Source organism: Butyrivibrio sp., assembly GCF_017940685.1.
GTDB lineage: Bacteria > Bacillota > Clostridia > Lachnospirales > Lachnospiraceae > Butyrivibrio.
Genome location: NZ_JAGAYD010000239.1, coordinates 1 through 16,296 on the forward strand (window position 1 = coordinate 1; position 16,296 = coordinate 16,296).

16 protein-coding genes are annotated in these 16,296 nt (G+C 42.1%); 9 read left to right on the top strand and 7 right to left on the bottom strand.

The genetic code is table 11. The features are described 5' to 3' along the window. The first annotated feature begins 224 nt into the window (after positions 1-224). From J6I68_RS14050 to J6I68_RS14090, 9 genes are all read left to right on the top strand, one after another. Positions 225-1,046 (top strand): histidinol-phosphatase HisJ family protein, encoded by an 822-nt coding sequence (locus tag J6I68_RS14050; RefSeq protein WP_292221235.1) that lies wholly within the window; start codon positions 225-227, stop codon positions 1,044-1,046. Between the two features lie 68 nt (positions 1,047-1,114). Beyond that, entirely contained in the window at positions 1,115-1,855 is a 741-nt protein-coding gene (locus J6I68_RS14055; protein ID WP_292221236.1) for a GGDEF domain-containing protein, read from the top strand. A 3-nt stretch (positions 1,856-1,858) separates the two neighbouring features. After that, positions 1,859-2,857 carry a transglutaminase domain-containing protein gene (locus J6I68_RS14060; protein WP_292221238.1) on the top strand — a complete coding sequence of 333 codons (999 nt, stop codon included), beginning with the start codon at positions 1,859-1,861 and terminating at the stop codon, positions 2,855-2,857. A 22-nt stretch (positions 2,858-2,879) separates the two neighbouring features. Then, the gene (locus J6I68_RS14065) at positions 2,880-3,935 is read left to right on the top strand and encodes a type II secretion system F family protein (protein ID WP_292221239.1); all 1,056 of its coding nucleotides are present in this window, start codon (positions 2,880-2,882) and stop codon (positions 3,933-3,935) included. Between the two features lie 12 nt (positions 3,936-3,947). Next, entirely contained in the window at positions 3,948-4,283 is a 336-nt protein-coding gene (locus J6I68_RS14070) for a hypothetical protein (RefSeq protein WP_292221240.1), read from the top strand. 4 nt (positions 4,284-4,287) lie between these two features. Continuing rightward, positions 4,288-4,773 carry a DUF4860 domain-containing protein gene (locus tag J6I68_RS14075; protein WP_292221241.1) on the top strand — a complete coding sequence of 162 codons (486 nt, stop codon included), beginning with the start codon at positions 4,288-4,290 and terminating at the stop codon, positions 4,771-4,773. Positions 4,774-4,781: 8 nt separating this feature from the next. Then, positions 4,782-5,333, top strand: coding sequence for a hypothetical protein (locus tag J6I68_RS14080; RefSeq protein ID WP_292221242.1), 552 nt, complete (start codon positions 4,782-4,784; stop codon positions 5,331-5,333). Next, positions 5,333-5,737 (top strand): hypothetical protein, encoded by a 405-nt coding sequence (locus tag J6I68_RS14085; protein WP_292221244.1) that lies wholly within the window; start codon positions 5,333-5,335, stop codon positions 5,735-5,737. The genes J6I68_RS14080 and J6I68_RS14085 overlap by 1 nt, the downstream gene beginning before the upstream one ends. Before the next feature lie 174 nt (positions 5,738-5,911). Then, the gene (locus tag J6I68_RS14090; protein WP_022764589.1) at positions 5,912-6,274 is read left to right on the top strand and encodes a response regulator; all 363 of its coding nucleotides are present in this window, start codon (positions 5,912-5,914) and stop codon (positions 6,272-6,274) included. A 121-nt stretch (positions 6,275-6,395) separates the two neighbouring features. Here J6I68_RS14090 and J6I68_RS14095 read toward each other — a convergent pair whose 3' ends face one another. The 7 genes from J6I68_RS14095 to J6I68_RS14125 all read right to left on the bottom strand — a co-directional run bounded on the left by J6I68_RS14095 (position 6,396) and on the right by J6I68_RS14125 (position 16,094). Beyond that, positions 6,396-7,223, bottom strand: coding sequence for a GNAT family N-acetyltransferase (locus tag J6I68_RS14095; protein ID WP_292221246.1), 828 nt, complete (start codon positions 7,221-7,223; stop codon positions 6,396-6,398). After that, complete coding sequence (locus tag J6I68_RS14100; protein WP_292221247.1) at positions 7,220-9,607, bottom strand: hypothetical protein; 2,388 nt, start codon at positions 9,605-9,607, stop codon at positions 7,220-7,222. Before J6I68_RS14100 ends, J6I68_RS14095 begins: the two co-directional genes overlap by 4 nt. A gap of 3 nt (positions 9,608-9,610) precedes the next feature. Next, entirely contained in the window at positions 9,611-10,462 is an 852-nt protein-coding gene (locus tag J6I68_RS14105; RefSeq protein WP_292221248.1) for a hypothetical protein, read from the bottom strand. A 9-nt stretch (positions 10,463-10,471) separates the two neighbouring features. Beyond that, positions 10,472-12,454 (bottom strand): hypothetical protein, encoded by a 1,983-nt coding sequence (locus J6I68_RS14110; protein ID WP_292221249.1) that lies wholly within the window; start codon positions 12,452-12,454, stop codon positions 10,472-10,474. 8 nt (positions 12,455-12,462) lie between these two features. Beyond that, positions 12,463-14,616, bottom strand: coding sequence for a hypothetical protein (locus tag J6I68_RS14115; RefSeq protein ID WP_292221251.1), 2,154 nt, complete (start codon positions 14,614-14,616; stop codon positions 12,463-12,465). Between the two features lie 74 nt (positions 14,617-14,690). Next, on the bottom strand, positions 14,691-15,455 hold the full coding sequence (locus tag J6I68_RS14120) for a hypothetical protein (protein ID WP_292221253.1): 765 nt from the start codon (positions 15,453-15,455) through the stop codon (positions 14,691-14,693). Positions 15,456-15,629: 174 nt separating this feature from the next. Then, on the bottom strand, positions 15,630-16,094 hold the full coding sequence (locus J6I68_RS14125; RefSeq protein WP_292221255.1) for a hypothetical protein: 465 nt from the start codon (positions 16,092-16,094) through the stop codon (positions 15,630-15,632). Positions 16,095-16,296: the final 202 nt, after the last annotated feature.

The following is a 16,296-nucleotide window of genomic DNA, read 5'->3' on the forward strand; positions in this document are numbered from 1 at the left end:
AAGACGACCAATACGGCCAAAACCATTGATTGCTACTTTTACTGCCATTTTAAGTTCCTCCTAAAATGAATTTAATAAATAGGTTGCTGTTCCTATATCAATCTGAATTGATAATAATTTATCAGCAATCTCTATTCTATTCGACTTTTAGCCATAAATCAAGTGAGAATATTAAAAATATGCTAGAATAACTAAAGAAAAAATTAATGAAAATGGAGACTGTCATGGCAATACTTTCTGACTACCATATGCACACTCATCATTCCGGGGACAGTAAGGCTCCCATGGAGGATATGATAAAGCGTTCTATAGAGCTTGGTCTTTCAGAAATATGTTTTACTGATCACTTAGACCTTGATTATCCCGAATGCTTTGACCTTCCAGAGGATCCCTTTAACCTGGACGTTAGCTCATACCGCAGTGAATACCAAAAATACAAGGAATTATATAAGGATAAGATAACAATCCGTTTTGGAGTAGAAGTTGGCATGCAGACTCAGGTTGCCGGTGACAATCTCTCTTTTGTAAAAGAAAATGATTTCGACTTTGTCATTGCATCCATCCATCTGGTGGGTAAAAAAGATCCATTCTATCCAGACTTCTGGCAGGGAGACAGCGTAGAGAACATCTTTAAAAAGACCTTTGATGCCACTCTTGAAAACATAAAGCTCTTTGACGACTACGATGTCCTTGGTCACCTGGATTACATAAGCCGCTACGTTCCAGAAGGTGATACCACCTATTCTTATGAGCGCTTTAAGGACCAGATTGACGATATCTTAAGGTACCTCATCTCCCACGACAAGGGCCTTGATTTCAACTCCAAAGTCCTGAGCAAAGACCTTTACGCAGATCCAAATCCATGTCCTGCTGCCCTTTTGCGCTTTAGAGAGCTTGGAGGCAGGATCATCACCTTCGGTTCAGATGCCCACAAACCTGAAACAATTGCCTGCGGATTTGACAGGATGCGCCAGATAGCATTAGAGAGCGGATTTACAGAATACTTTACCTTCGAAAAGAGAAATCCCATCCCTCATATGCTTTGATTAGATGCCTTAAATATAGTAGAATAGTTATTAGTAATCCGAACATTAAATCACATGGGAGAAAGTCCATGAAGCCCGAGTTTTATAACACAAGCAAAAGAGCTAACGTCTATAATTCAATCTTTATCTACAAGGTGGTTTCTTTGGTGGTAGCTGTTGTTCTGGCTGCTGCGCTGGCAATTCTCTTTATCCGTGACAAAGCTCTTTACAAGGAGTTTACAGACAGCAATCCCACAGCTTTTTTCATACTAGTAGCCATATGCCTCGTGGTTTATATCCTATCTATAATTATTGATTTCTTTATCCTAAGCCGCACTGTTTCCATTAGGAGAAGGCTTAATAACCTGGCCTTTCTTGACCACTTAACTGGTCTTCCCAACAGATACAGCTGTGACCTTTTAATAGAAAGCTTCAACAACGAAGAACAGCTTCCTGATACGGGATTTTTCCTGATGCAGATCGCGAATCTTGGCAACATCAATGTAAATGAGGGCCACAAGAACGGCAATTACCTGATTTCCGAGTTTTCATCAATCCTTGAAGACGTGGCTGACGGCTACGGATACGTTGGAAGAAACGGCGGAAACGAGTACATAGTTCTTTTAGAGGACTGCGATACTGCTAAAGCTGACAGGTTTCTTTCAGAGCTGGGCAGACGGATTCAGGGCTACAACGAGCTCAATGTAGGATCCCCTCTTGAAGTAAGATATTCAAAAGTACTTAACAAAGACGAGCACAAGGAAAAGATCTCAGAGATAATCTCTTTGGGATACCAAAAAATAAGAGAAATGCCACTGGCACTTTCGTAAAGCATGAATACTTTTTTCACAAAGAAAAGAAAAAGATCATACGCACTGCTTTGTGTATTCATGGGTATTGCCATGACTTTCCTTTATGGATGCGGACAGGAAGAGACTCCTATCGGTGTCTCCACCACCAAGACCGCTCCACCTCAGTACAAGGATCCGGAAGTAACGAGGGAAAAAGGAAGTCGCGATAATACTCCTGTTTGTCTTGTGCCCGAAGCGCCGGGGGAGATTGTCTACGAGAATGAATACGCAAGACTTGATGCATCCAATGCCTCCGAAGGTTACGTTGTCGTGACCTACATCGGAGAATCCCCTAAGGTCAAGCTTCAGATCACAGGCCCGGGTCAGAGGACCTACACCTATGACCTTCAGTCAGGTGTGCAAAAGCCTGAGGTCTTCCCTCTTCAGACCGGCAATGGCGAGTACATGATAAACGTCTTTGAAAACATTCAGGGAACCCAGTATTCCCAGGCATTTTCACAGCTGATCGACGTGACCATCACCAATGAATTTTCGCCGTTCCTTTATCCAAACCAGTACTGCACCTTTGACAGCTCCACAAAGGCAATAGCCAAGGCTGAGGAACTTGCTTATATCTGCGACTCAGATATCGAAGTGGTTTCAGAGGTTTACAACTACATAATCGCCAACATCGAATATGATCACGAGGAGGCAGAAACTGTAGAGAGCGGTTATCTCCCCAATGTGGATGAAGTTCTTTCCACCAAAAAGGGAATCTGTCTTGACTACTCCTCTCTTATGACCGCCATGCTAAGAAGCCAGCGGATTCCCACAAGAATGGAGATCGGCTACGCCGGAACCGCATATCACGCCTGGCTTTCCACATACATTGAGGACATCGGATGGGTCAACGGAATGATCGAATTTGACGGAACAGAATGGTCACTTATGGATCCAACCTTTGCATCCAACACCAAGAACAAGGAACTTAAGGAATTTATCGGAGACGGTGCGAACTACTCTGTAAAATATATCTACTAATGAAGATAAATTGGAGGGCACAATGGGCGCTAACTCTAAACTCAAAAAACTAAACAGCTACGAAATCTCAAGTTTTTGCAGGGAGATGGCACTGCTTTTGCAGGCGGGAATTGCTCCCGGAGATGGAATTGACATTCTGGCACAGGACACTCAGGATGCTTCCGCAAAAAAGATCTATGACTCCATAAGCCAGGTTCTCCACAGCGGAGAAAAATTCCATGTTGCTCTTTCCATGAGTGAGGTGTTTCCTGACTACGTGATCCACATGGTGACCATTGGTGAGGAATCAGGAAGCATGGACACTGTTATGGAGTCCCTTGCAGACTACTACGACAGGGAAGAGAACATCGAATCCAGCATAAAGAGCGCTGTCAGCTACCCTCTTATCATGGTGTTCATGATGCTTGTGGTTGTGCTGGTACTTATCACCAAGGTCCTTCCGATCTTCGACCAGGTATTTGCGCAGCTTGGAACCAGCATGAGCGGCTTTTCAAAGTCTCTTTTAAACCTGGGCAATGCCCTTAACACCTACTCATTTGTAATGATCGCCATTTTAGTTGTTCTGGCACTTTGCTTTATATATTTTGCAATGACTGAAAGCGGCAAGACCAACCTTCGAAAGCTTCTTAGGAAGTTCGGACCAACCAAGAGACTTATGCAGGAGATCGACACCGAGCGCTTTGCAAGTGGCATGGTACTGACCCTTTCAAGTGGTATGGACACCTATGAAGGCCTGTCTCTTGTAAAAAAGCTTGTAGCTTCCGATGAACTTAAGGACAAGATAGAAAACTGCAGAAACCTTCTTCTTGACGGCGACAGCTTCCCTGAAGCCCTGGAAAAAGCCAAGATCTTTGGCTCTTTCTACTCACAGATGGTATCTGTTGGATTTAAGTCTGGTTCCATGGACCAGGCCATGAGACGTGTGTCTGAGAGGATTGAACGAGATACCCAAAAGAGGATCTACTCTCTTATCTCTGTTCTTGAACCAACTCTCGTTATCATACTTTCAGTAATTGTAGGAATGATCCTTTTGTCCGTGATCCTTCCTCTTCTTGGAATCATGTCAACTATCGGTTAATGAGGCAGATTTATGGCAAACAGATTTGATAAAACCAGTATTTCCATATTGCCCTCTGAAAATTTCTACAGAGTGATCTCCGTGGTGATCTTTGTGCTCATTGCAGTATTCTTTATTCAGGCAGTTGAGTACTCAGGAAGAAGCTCTATAGAAAAGGAGCAGGAGTCCCTTGAAAATGCCATCTCCAGGGATATAGTCCAGTGCTATGCCCTAGAGGGTATGTATCCTCCGTCTCTGTCCTACATGGAGGACCACTACGGACTTACCTACGACAAGAACGTGTTCTTTGTGGACTACCAGCCTATAGCAGCCAATCTTTATCCGGATTACACGGTAATCCTGAGGTAAATAAATGAAACAGGATCAAAAGAAAAATCACACAATTGATACGGTATTTGTAATCTGCCTGCTGCTACTTTTTGTGCTGTCATCTCTTTCAGTGATAGCCATTGGAGCCAGCATTTACAAAAAGAACGTGAGAGAAATGGCGGACAATTCTTCTCACAGGATAGCCTGCGCCTATATCACAGAAAAGGTAAGGCAGGCTGATGAAGGCGGACAGGTCCGTGTGGAAGAAATATTTGGAGAAAACGCCCTGGTTCTCACAAAAGAGATAAAAGGCGTAGCATATAACACCTACATCTACGACTATGACGGTAATCTTATGGAGCTGTTTGCCAGATCCGACCTTGGAAGCTTTTATCCACAGTCAGGGCAAAAGATCCTCAAGGTAGATTCTTTTGATGTAGAAGAAGTATCTGAGGGACTCTTTAGGGCAGATGTTGTCATGAGCGATGGTCTTGAAGATTACCTGTACATAACAAGAAGGAGCAATTAAGCACCAAAATGGAAAACAAACGTAGTTCACAGTTAAGTTTGTTCCTTATGGAACTCATAGTGGCAATCATGTTCTTTTCCCTTTCTGCAGCTGTCTGCGTAAGGCTTTTTGCTTCTGCCCACATTTTAGCTGAAAAGACAGGAAATCTTGAGAATGCCATCATGTGGACTCAGAATCTCTCTGAGGTTTATGTATCAAAAAACGGAGACCTTGAGCAGATTGCCAGTCTCTACCCCGATGCATACCTTAGCAAATCTCTGGAAGATGACAGCATTTCAAGTCTTGTCCTTATCTTTGACAAGGATTGGGAGCCCATGGAACAGGGCCTTTCAGACGCTTCTTACGAAGTGATCCTTAAGTCTTCGATTGAAGATGCAAGTAAAGTCTACGCCGACGTAAACACCTACGGCGTGGAGCTTGTAGGCAAAGCAGCAACAGGAACCATCGCTGTTTTAGACATACGTGGAGGCTCTGAAGTCCTTTCTGATATCCCACAGGATCCTTCACAGGTCTTTTATCAAAACAGCATTGATACCTATATCGGAAAGGAGGAAGAATAATGAGCAGAAATGAAGCCTCAGGTTCTCACGTGGGAACAGCTTCTATCCTTTTGATCTTTACTGTTTTATCCATTATCTCTTTTGCCACACTTACCCTGGCTGGCTCCAAGGCAGACTATAACCTCAGTAACAACCTTTCAGAGAGGCAAAAGAGCTACTACAGCGCCTGTCACCAGGGAAACGCCTTTGTGGCAGCTGTAAATTCAGGGTATGAAACAGGAGCAGTTGATGGTATAATTAGGGAAAGTATACCAATTAGCGATAATCAATCGCTTGATATTGCGTTAATTGTCAATAGTGCGAAAAACTCACTCAATTTAGACAATAGCAAGAATATTGCCCAATGGCAGGTGGTCAACAATGGGGATTACAACTACGACACAACTCTTCCAGTCATGAAATAACAGCCCCATTTTACAAGGGTTTCTTCGTATTTTATCAAATTTTTATTTTTGACATACCGATTTTACGTGCATTCTAGGAAACATGTGGTACAATAGATTATGTACCATAGTAAAACACAAAAATAATTGCTCTAATTTTTTCAGCAACTAAAAATACTTTTTTGGAGGTTCAACATGGGAAAAAGAATACTCATTACAGATGACGCCGCTTTCATGCGTATGATGCTCAAGGATATCCTTTCCAAGAACGGATATGAGATTGCTGGCGAAGCAGAGAACGGAAAAGTCGCAATCGAGAAATATAATGAGTTGAAGCCCGACCTTGTAACTCTTGATATCACAATGCCTGAGCTTGATGGTATCGGAGCCTTGAAGGGAATCAAGGCTGCAGATCCTAATGCGGTTTGCATCATGTGTTCTGCTATGGGTCAGCAGGCAATGGTTATTGAATCTATTCAGGCTGGTGCCAAGGACTTTATCGTTAAGCCTTTCCAGGCAGACCGTGTTCTTGAGGCCGTTAAAAAAGCTATCGGCTAAACCGGCGCATATACTGACAACTTAAGATAACAAAATGAAAAGAGGTTTCGTTTCCGAAGCCTCTTTTTTTGTCCTTATTTTGCTGTTTCTGTGCCTGCATTATCTGAGTGCCAGGCCATTGTCAGGCCATTTCACATACCGCGTGAAATATAGCCACATCAGTCTGTAAGTCAGTATTCTCCCCCACTATCCGAAGCACATAATCTGTCTTGGCGGGAGTATCCTCAACATAGCACACCCTAAGACCACATCCACCTTTGGAGGAAAGCCTGCTATACAAATGGTCTATCAAAGCCGCCAGGTACCTGGGGTCATTGTCTGTAGCCCTCAGGTAATGGATCAGAACATCCTGATCCTCCATGGATGCAATAACACAGCCCACGGGAGAGCCGGACTCATCGCACACTGCAGCAGACAGGCTCTCAGAAATTTCTGACATATCTACGTCTTGCGGTTTTATAGACATATTGTGGAGGATAAGATTTTTTCCCCTGCCTGCAAAGTTCTTAAACGGTGTGCACTTTGGAGCATCCTTTGCTGCTGAGATTATCTTTTTGATCCTCTTGGACGTAATGAGTTCATCCAAAAATATGTAGTTGTAGCATGTGCCATCAAACACCGTGAAAGCTTCTGATTCAAAAAGTTCTTTTACACCCTCTTCTTCCGGTACAAAATCTGCCTCAAGGAATTTAACATCAAGGCCTTTGGCGAGAGTTATGAGCTTATCTGTCAGCTCTTTTCCAACTCCCTGTTTCCTGTGGGCTTTCTTGACGTAGATCGAGATGATCCGGCCAACATCGCCGTCTATCTCCATGGCAGCTGCTGCAACAGGAATATGGCCGTCAACCACCCCAAGCATGATCACCGGAACGCCCAGGGTGTGATTTTCCATAAACAGCATGTTCTCAAAATGCTCAATATTTGTGTCATTTATTATTGTATAGATCATTTGGCCTCCGCCTTATCCTTCTTCTTGTCCTTTTCCTTATTCTCTTCGCTATCACCGAAGCGTGCTATGTAATCAGCTTCGTCTTGTTCCATCATATTCTTTACATTGTCGCCAATACGCACTTTGCCCTTATATTGGAGTGCGTGTCTTCGTGTTGTAAAGATATCTTCCAGGCTCTTAGTGATCTTTTTTCCTCCAACAGCTTTAAGTGCAATATTATTTTCCTTCTCCTTTTCAGAGCTCCTACGATATCTTTCTCGCATTTCTGCGATCTTATCGATAGTGGCATCATCCAGAAAAGCGAAATTCTTATTGGTCATTCTATTGATTTCCTGAACCATTCCGTTGTCAAATCCATAGGCGGCACTTTTAAGATGTACAAAGAGTTTTTTATGTTCATCTTTTGAAAGCTTAGCAGTCACAGAATCCAAATCCTTACGACGGTTTTCAAACAGAAACTGGTTGCACCAGCCGCCTATATGTCTAAGGCCTAAAATATAATCATAATCCTTCTGAGGGCAGTTCTTTACAAAATCCTCAGCATTTTTGTATTTAGAAAGGATTTTCTCCTGACGATCGCCTTCGAGAGCATCTTTGAACAATTTAAGGATCTGATTATCCGATGCCTCTAAAGCAGCTTTCTTTTCTGCTTCAGTCATTGTGTCATACTTCCTGGTAAAGGGCAGCATGACCGTTTTTACTATTTTGTACTGGTCATCTTCGCTCATTTTCGCAAATCGCGGATCCATAAAATACCCCGCAAGACCCTCTCTCTCCTCTCTGACATCGCGGTTAAACCCGTCTGGGAAATCCTCGTTTAAGCGCTTCATAAACTTATCAGAAATTGACGTCATAAGATCTTTGCCGTTCTTCACCAGCGTTGTTGCATTTTTGCATGCCTTGAGCCTTTCTGGAAAGGCTTTGACAAGCCTGTTAAGCTGCTTATCGTCAAGTTCTGCCCCAATAGATTTATTTATAGTTTTAACTTCATGGGCTATAAGATCCTTATCCTTGAAATCAAAGTTTAGTACTCCCAGGCTACCTTTACTAACATTAAACTGAACCCTTTTTCTGATGTCGTCTTTAAAACCTCCCTGCGCCTGCAAGGTCCAGTCTTTGAACCTGTCACCTATGGCTTTTTTACTAGCCTTATCTGTCTTTTCGCCTCTCTCTTTTTTGATCCTATCCAGGACCTGATCTGGCTTTTTACCCTTTAGGCTCCGGGGACTGCCGCTGATAATGCGGTTCCTGCGGATAGCGTCATAATACGCAACAAGTTCAACATCAGCCTGCATGTTGCTCTCGCGATGTCCCAGTTTGTTTAGCTGTAAGACGTCAAGATTTGCTGTGTCAGACTTACCCAAAAGGGCATAATACTTGTTGCTCATAAGGTCTATCCTGGCTTCATACTCTTCCTGGGCTCTTTCAAAAAAATCGACTTTTGATTCAAGCTCTTTTAAAAGTTCCGGAGGAACTATCGACTTCACATTCTCAAGACTGCCATTACGTTTTCTCAAAGAATCCATCATTCCGCTATCCATGGCCATCTGATAATCCTCAAGTGCAGCCTTTATGGCAGGAACCAGGTTTAGCTTCTTCATCTTGTTTGCAAGGTCTGGGTCCTTTGCCATAGAATGATTATCTTTAAAAGCGAAGTCTTCCACCTTCCAGCTAAGAGCCTCATGAAGCAGCTTTTCATACTGCGCCATCTTGCCAGTAAACCTGTCTGACAGAGCCCCCTTTTCCTCTTCACTAAGATTTTTGACCTTATCAGCAGTGCAGTTCCTAAGGTCAAGGTTCATATCCGCGTAGGCCACCGCCATATCATCTATAGTCAGTTCGTCTTTTTCCTGGAAGTACATGAGCTGATCCATTTGCTTTGAAAGATATGAATCAGACAGGGTATTGGAATCAAGTTTCTTTTTGCGGGCAAAACTTGTAAGCTCTTTCTGGATAGCATCTCTTGTGGGGCCGCTCTTTAAAGCATTGACCTTTTGCTTAACATCAAGCATAGTCTTTTGCTCTGTGGTCTTTTGAGCATACTCTGCCCTGCGCTTTTTTAAGGTGCTCTTCTTCATCTTTGAAGTCTTTTTTTCAAAGATATGAGCAGCCTTATAGGCGTCCTCAAAGGTCTCATCAAGGGATTTTGCTTTCACTTCTTTGGGAAGTTCTATTACTTCAAAATCCTTTAGTATGTCTTTTTTCTGGACAAGGGCCTCACCTGCTGCCATGTCGCCCTGAAGGTTTTGCTCCTTCTGCTCAAGCTGGGCATAATCATCTCCCAGAAACTCCTCTAAAGAATACTGTTTTATTTCCGCCTGCTCCTGAGGAACTCCTACGTTTATCTCTTTTTGCTTGTTTATCTCTTTTTGCTTAAAATCCATATATTATCCTTCCGTCCTTTCACCTTCATATACAGGTATTCCAAAGCCTCGAGGAAACAATCTCTCTCCCAGAGCCAGTGAAGCATAATCGTGGCGGTTAATGATTATCCTGGTATCAGGTTCATAGGATTCGTAGGCGCTTTCAACTGCCTGCTTGATCATCTGTGGAAGGAGCTTCACAGATTCTTTTCCGGTCACGTGCATGAGCACTACCTCCAGCTGCTCCGATGGTGTCCTGTGAAGGAGTAACATTCCTACTATCTGACCGTCGATCTCAGCGTAGCAGGATACATCATTTTCAAAGTAGAGCCTTGGAAGGTATGCAAGGTCCTCACAGGTCCCATAGTGCCCCTGCACCAAGGTTCTGCTGACAGCAGCTGAAAAGCCTCTCTGGGTTGCACTCCGCAGTGGCATTATAGCGTCTGAAATGCTTATCTTGGAGAAGGCACTGATATCAGCTATCTCAGAGAGCTTGGCGGTAATACTGTCCCCCTCCATGAGGTTTACAGTAAAGCCCCTTTCCTTTAGCATTTTCTTAAGATCCTGGCTGGTCTTTGCAGGAAGGCAAAAGAATGATCGAACTATGCCCTCCTGTTTTACTTCCCGATCATACTTATCAAAAAGTCCATCGAAGGACTCCTGATCCTCTGCCTGCAGCCATTCTATATGGCTCTCCTTGTCAGAGTCACTTAGCATATTCTTATATCTCCAGATGATCCCTCCTACCGGACTTTCAAGGTCATCAGTAGCCACAAGACCGCTATAAAAGGTTCTGCCAATGTTCTCCGCAACATCTTCAGAAAGATACTCCATGTACTCTTCAACATTATCTTCTGTAAGTTCTATAATGTTCATTCAGGCCTCCTAAAAATTTTTTTGGTATATGAGATCGGTATCAAGATATGAAGTCTTCTCAATTAAATCCTTGACTTTTTCTGGATCTTGAGCATTCAGTAGATCGTTTCTGACCTTACTCTGGTATTTCGCATATGCCTTTGGCCAGTCATCCTTGCCGATGAATACAGAGTCAACTGATCGCCCTTTGGCCCTTAGCTTATTTTCCTGATCTTTCGTTTTGCGGATAAGCTTCTGTACTCCCTTTATTCTGTCTATAAGTGCGTTTCTCTCCTTTTTACTTAGAATATCGCACATAGTGTAGTTTAGCTCTTCGAGCTTTATGCCAAGGATCCTGTTAGCCAGATCTTCGTCCATGTATGGAACTGCCAGCTTGTTCTTGTACTCAATATTCCTAAGGCACTGTTCTCCATTTTTGCCTGTTTTTAATATGTCATTATAGGTCAGATTTCCAAAAGAAAGATCGTTGTCTATAGCTTTGATCTTTGTGATAAACGTAACTTTATTCTCCGTTTGAGTCTCGCACAAGTAATTGCTCCTATTTCTGTCTATCTGGCCGCATATGATGTCAAACACCTGAAGATTAAGGGTTTGTCTGAATGCACTGTTTGAATAGCGGGATTCTTTCTTGTTTGCTGTTGCTGTTGCCTGTATATCAGTGGCATTCTTTCCCTTGACCTCCTCCATTGCAATGCCCTGCATACTCTTGCCATCAACTACCAAGTTTACAAGATCTGACTTGGCGACCAGCTTCTCAAGTCCCAAAAGCTTGGCCATCCTGCTGGTAGCCACGTTTCGTTTAGAGATCTCCGCGCTATTCTCGATCTTTGCTCCATCTGTAGCCATCATGGAAAGATTGGACTTTTTTTTCATCTCACTGAGGGTATCCAGAAGAAATTGCTGGTCATTTTTTTGTTCCTGTTCCTCTTTTGTCATTTTCGAGAATTCCAAACCGGACATGTTGTCTTCGATCTCATCCATCATTTCGCCAAAATTGCGATCCAGCCTAGCCCAGTTTCTAAGCAACGACGCAAGCTCCCAATCTTCTTTTCCGTCGTTGAAAAGGGCCATAAGGACAGATCTTTCGTCTCCATATAGCTTTTTTAATGTCTTGTTGGTGATCTCCAGATATCTTGCCCTGCGCTTGCTGGTATCATCTTCTTTTTTCTTAAAAGTCTTGGTTCTGTCACTCAACAGCTGAAAGACACTGCGTTTAGGTACCTTCTCGTTTTCTTTGAAGTAGCGGGTAGAACCATTCTTTGTTATGATATACACCTTTGAAGTTCCGGCACCACCTATTTCAACCTCAGCACCGTCTTTGTTATTTTCAATAACTTCCGTTCTGACTTCCGAAAGTATACTTAGCCAGGTTTTGCCCTCCAGGAGCTTTTGGTCACCCTTGACCAGTTCCTCCACTCTATCGGCAAATTGAATAGACTCAGTCTGTATCTGTTTTTGAAAGTCCTTTACCATCGCAAGCCTTGCTTTTCCTTCGGCTGTCCAGGGATTTCTGTTTGCTATGTAGTTTTCGCAGGCCAAAATAGTGTCACGAAAACACTTATGGATAGCATTTTGATCCTTTGAATCAAACTTCCCTTCAAGAAGGGTGTCAAGGTCTTTAAGCTTATCAAGGATTGGCTGCATGTACTTGCTTGATGGCGTTGTTCTTTTCGCCTTTTTAAAGGTGCCATCCTTAGCAAGGAAGGTGTACTTTCCTTCACTTATAAGGGAGTGCTTCATGCTAAAAACACTGACAGGCGCAGGAATATTGGCCTCAACATCCTGCCTTTTATCCTGGATAAGTGGCTCGTCAATAACAGGGTCCTTTATCTTATTGCTCGCAAAGATATCCTGCCCATTATCAAGTATCTGCTTCTGGTTCTGAGCATTTAGATAGTTCTGGGCTTCCTGCTCTTCTTCCTTGCTGTCAAGGATCCCGATATTCATTTCTGACTGCTTGGCAGTCCAGTTGTAAAGCTTTTTTGTATCCATAAAAGCCCTCACTTATCAAGTACATTGAAACTAAGAAAATAGGTTTTTTGATTAAGGAAATTGTATGTGCGCTCTTGCGCATTCTTTAGGTGTTTGGTCAGATTTTTTATCTTCGATCTCTTGAAATCATCTTTGTAGCCAGTGTTCTCCTCTATTTCCCTTATCTGTGCCTGGATATTCTCTACATTCTTCTTATCCTGTTCCTTCATGTCTACTACTTTTTTAGCAAATCTCTCATAGGCTTTTTTCCAGTTTTCCTGTCCCTCAACATCTTCAACAAACATAGACACAGCCTTTGGATCTTTTCTTCTTAGCTTTTTCTCATAATCCTGTCTTCTTCTAATAGCTTTCTGCACACCTTTCACTCTGTCTATAAGAGCTTCTCTTTCCTCTATGCTCAGAACATCACATAGTGCATAGTTGATCTTTTCCGCGTCCAGAGCAAGGATGCTGTCGGCAAATTTCTTATCCATCGCAGGTACATGCAATTCGCCCATAGACTCAATGTTCCTCATGCGGTTCAAGCCGTCATCGCCTCTATCCAGAAGATCATTATATTTTAGATTTCCAAAGGCCATATCATTGTCTATTGCTTTTATTTTGGTAAATTCAATGATATCTGTTTTTTCAATCTCCTCTTCCTCAGCCAGGTAGTTGGCGCCATTTCTGTCCACCTGACCACAGATGATGTCAAAAATCTGAAGATTGAGAAGCTGCCTGAAAGCATTTGGAGAATAGTTGGTTCTTTTCTGTTTTTTTGCAGCTTGATCATGGGCAAGGCCTGTACTCTGTCCCTTAGCCTCCTCCATGGCAATGCCACTCATCTTTTTTCCATTGATAATGACATCTGCCATTACTGATTTTGCAACCATATCACCAATCCCCAAAAGCTCTGCCATTCTGCTGGTTGCAACATTTCTCTTGGAAATCTCAGATTTTGGATCGATAAGTGCATGCTTTGTTGCTATACCACAACATGTCGAACGTTTTAATGCTTCACGCAGCTCATTATCAATAAAATACATATCAGATTCTTCATATTTCTGATGCTTTGTAAACTCTATATCGATCACTCTGAAAATCTCAGTTAATTTTTTGTCGCCTGCTAATTTCGCTCTGATGAATGCAACAAGTCCTCCCATACCTTGAGGTTTATTTTTGGCAACATCAATCCTGAAATCCTCATCAGTAGCATAATGGCTTTTTATAGCCTGTTTTATTACGGTTAAGTAGTCAGCTCTTCTTTTACTTGTATCATCTCCAACCTTATTAAGCTCATTAACTGAAAGGTCCAGGTTCGTGTAGTAATTGCCATTTGGTATTTTTTCGTTTCCTTTAAAATAGCGCTTTTTGCCATCTTTCTCCACGATATAGATCTTGGATGTTCCTGCTCCTCCAATTGTAACCTTATAGCCATTTTCTCCATCTTTGATCTCCTCAGTTCTGACTTTTGCAAGGATGCTAAGCCAGCTCTGTTTTTGCTCTTTTGAACCATGCTTTTCTGAGTTTTGTTTTATCTCATTTTCGCCTATCTCATTTTCTGCGTTATTTTCTTCCAGGGTCTTTTTCTCAAGTTGCTGCACCGTATTGGTAAACATTATTGACTCATGCTGAAGCTGAGCCTGAAAATCCTTGACCATCTGAAGTCTCGCCTTTCCCTCAGATGTCCAGGGATTTCTGTTTGCTACATAGTCTTCACAGGCGAGGATAGTCTTACGAAACATTTTCTCTATCTCGTCCTTATCTTTGTCAATATTCTTGGGGTCATACTGCATGTTAAGAAGCTCATCAATGCGCTTTAAATTATCAAGGATCGGCTTCATATATTTCTTGGAGGGCTTATTCCTTGACCCCTTATGTGCAGTACCATCCTTTGAATAAAAGGTATAGTTTGCCATTCTGACAAGTGACTGCTTTTGACTGAATATGTCTATGGTAGGAGGCATATGTGCAGGGACATTTGCCCTTCTGTCCATGATGACAGGCGCTACTGGCTCGTCACTTTTTTGCAGCGTTTTATCCAAAAACTTCATTTCAGGAGCATTCATCTGCTGCTTATCAAGCATGTCCTGGGCCTGTTTCTTTTCCATCTCATCAACAATTACGCCAATGTCCATATTTTGTTGTTGTCTGGTCCAGCTATATAGTTTCTGAGTATCCATATTTCGCCCTCACAATCACATTTTTCTGTCAGTTTGTAATAAATCGTTCAATTTGTGATTTATACGAATATGATTCAGTCCTGGTCAATAAAAGACTGTGGCAAAATATCCGGCAATGCTTTGCCAAACCTTGTAAGGGAGTCATAGTCGCCGCATTCAATGCGGATGTACTGATCCTCGCCATACAGATCCATGGCTCTTTTGGCGCTGTAGGAAATAAGACCTGTCAGTTTTTCATCTATATCGGGGTTATCGTAGTCAATATAAGTCATAACAAGGTCTTCAAGCTTACCTTTTTTTACAAGGAGCAAAGCACATCCATCCTTAGCCTTGTAAAATGAACTGATCTCGTCCTCATAAAAGCGCTTTTGCTCAAGCACAGTTCCCTTGGCAACCTGTTTTTTTATTTTGATAAATTCGAGATTTTCAATGAAAGAAATGCTATAGATATCTTTAGGGGAAACGTGATCGAGAGTCTTTTTTGCCCAAAACTTTTTTGCCGACGATGCAAATACATACACGCTGGAATCATCAATCGTCTCCATAAGATCGTAAGAAATGCCGCTTTCAGCAGCTATGGACTCATACTCAGCAAGAAGCGAAGCCGCTATAAAGCTGTCAACAAAGTCCTCCTGGACATAGAGATAACATACTTTGGAATAAGTCCCCTTATTCTCATCAAATCCCACAAAAAACTGCAGGACTCCTGCAACGAATTCCTCGTCGTCAAAAGCCCCCAGGGTGTAGTAGTTTTCTTTTCCAATATTGCTATATATATCTTCAGGAAAAAAATCTTTAAAAGCCTCAGCTTCATTTTTCGTAACTGTAAAAACTGACATAGGACAGATGCTCCTTCCGATAAATACCTGATTATATAATATAATATTTCGTTAGCATCTGTCCTGAATTTAATAAATACTTAATTATTTCTTTTTCCTGTCCCGAAGGAGTTTTAATATCCGCCCCCTGAGGGGTTATTTTTTGCATTAGCATGCTAAAGTTCTATGATAACTCTAATTTTGTGCAGCCTTCGACAACTGTCCATGATATCTCTTAAGTCCGGCATTCAGATACACCTTCAGGCTCTCCACCACATCCGTAGCGAAAGGTTTATCGCTGTTATAATATGCAGTGAAACCGGTATGGAGAATGTCTTGCCCACCTTTATTTTTATTTTCCCTTTCTCCATGGTACTGTCCAATGACGGAATCCATGGTAAAGAGCTCTGACATGTACTGACTGGTTTCAGCTGCAAAACCCTCTATAGTCACATCTCCATCCTCCTTATCAGAGGTGATATCTGCTGCCACGTGATAATCAAATTTCGCGTAGGTGCCGGCAATCTTGATCAGCGTATTAAGGTCTTCTTCCTTTATACCATTATCAAAGGATATCTTATTTAGTTTCTCTATTTCTTCCAGAAGAAATCGCTCTTTTGCCATCCGTGAAGCCCCAAGAAGATATATGTTCTTTTTCATAAATTCAAGGACCTTAACAGGATTACTTCTAATGTATTCCTCGGAACTATAATAAAGATTTGGCTCTTCGTTAGTTTGTGTGGGTATATAAAACGCTATAACCCTTGTAAATATTGAAAAAGCATACATTTTCCTGTACGATTTTTTTTGCGGAAAAAATCTATAGTACAGAGAGGTAAATGTATGCTCACCAAAAAGATAC

Excerpts from the sequence above, each read along its gene's own strand:
- J6I68_RS14050 (WP_292221235.1), top strand. The coding sequence starts at position 225 with ATGGCAATACTTTCTGACTACCATATGCACACTCATCATTCCGGGGAC.
- J6I68_RS14055 (WP_292221236.1), top strand. The coding sequence starts at position 1,115 with ATGAAGCCCGAGTTTTATAACACAAGCAAAAGAGCTAACGTCTATAAT.
- J6I68_RS14060 (WP_292221238.1), top strand. The coding sequence starts at position 1,859 with ATGAATACTTTTTTCACAAAGAAAAGAAAAAGATCATACGCACTGCTT.
- J6I68_RS14065 (WP_292221239.1), top strand. The coding sequence starts at position 2,880 with ATGGGCGCTAACTCTAAACTCAAAAAACTAAACAGCTACGAAATCTCA.
- J6I68_RS14070 (WP_292221240.1), top strand. The coding sequence starts at position 3,948 with ATGGCAAACAGATTTGATAAAACCAGTATTTCCATATTGCCCTCTGAA.
- J6I68_RS14075 (WP_292221241.1), top strand. The coding sequence starts at position 4,288 with ATGAAACAGGATCAAAAGAAAAATCACACAATTGATACGGTATTTGTA.
- J6I68_RS14080 (WP_292221242.1), top strand. The coding sequence starts at position 4,782 with ATGGAAAACAAACGTAGTTCACAGTTAAGTTTGTTCCTTATGGAACTC.
- J6I68_RS14085 (WP_292221244.1), top strand. The coding sequence starts at position 5,333 with ATGAGCAGAAATGAAGCCTCAGGTTCTCACGTGGGAACAGCTTCTATC.
- J6I68_RS14090 (WP_022764589.1), top strand. The coding sequence starts at position 5,912 with ATGGGAAAAAGAATACTCATTACAGATGACGCCGCTTTCATGCGTATG.
- J6I68_RS14095 (WP_292221246.1), bottom strand. The coding sequence starts at position 7,223 with ATGATCTATACAATAATAAATGACACAAATATTGAGCATTTTGAGAAC.
- J6I68_RS14100 (WP_292221247.1), bottom strand. The coding sequence starts at position 9,607 with ATGGATTTTAAGCAAAAAGAGATAAACAAGCAAAAAGAGATAAACGTA.
- J6I68_RS14105 (WP_292221248.1), bottom strand. The coding sequence starts at position 10,462 with ATGAACATTATAGAACTTACAGAAGATAATGTTGAAGAGTACATGGAG.
- J6I68_RS14110 (WP_292221249.1), bottom strand. The coding sequence starts at position 12,454 with ATGGATACAAAAAAGCTTTACAACTGGACTGCCAAGCAGTCAGAAATG.
- J6I68_RS14115 (WP_292221251.1), bottom strand. The coding sequence starts at position 14,616 with ATGGATACTCAGAAACTATATAGCTGGACCAGACAACAACAAAATATG.
- J6I68_RS14120 (WP_292221253.1), bottom strand. The coding sequence starts at position 15,455 with ATGTCAGTTTTTACAGTTACGAAAAATGAAGCTGAGGCTTTTAAAGAT.
- J6I68_RS14125 (WP_292221255.1), bottom strand. The coding sequence starts at position 16,094 with ATGAAAAAGAACATATATCTTCTTGGGGCTTCACGGATGGCAAAAGAG.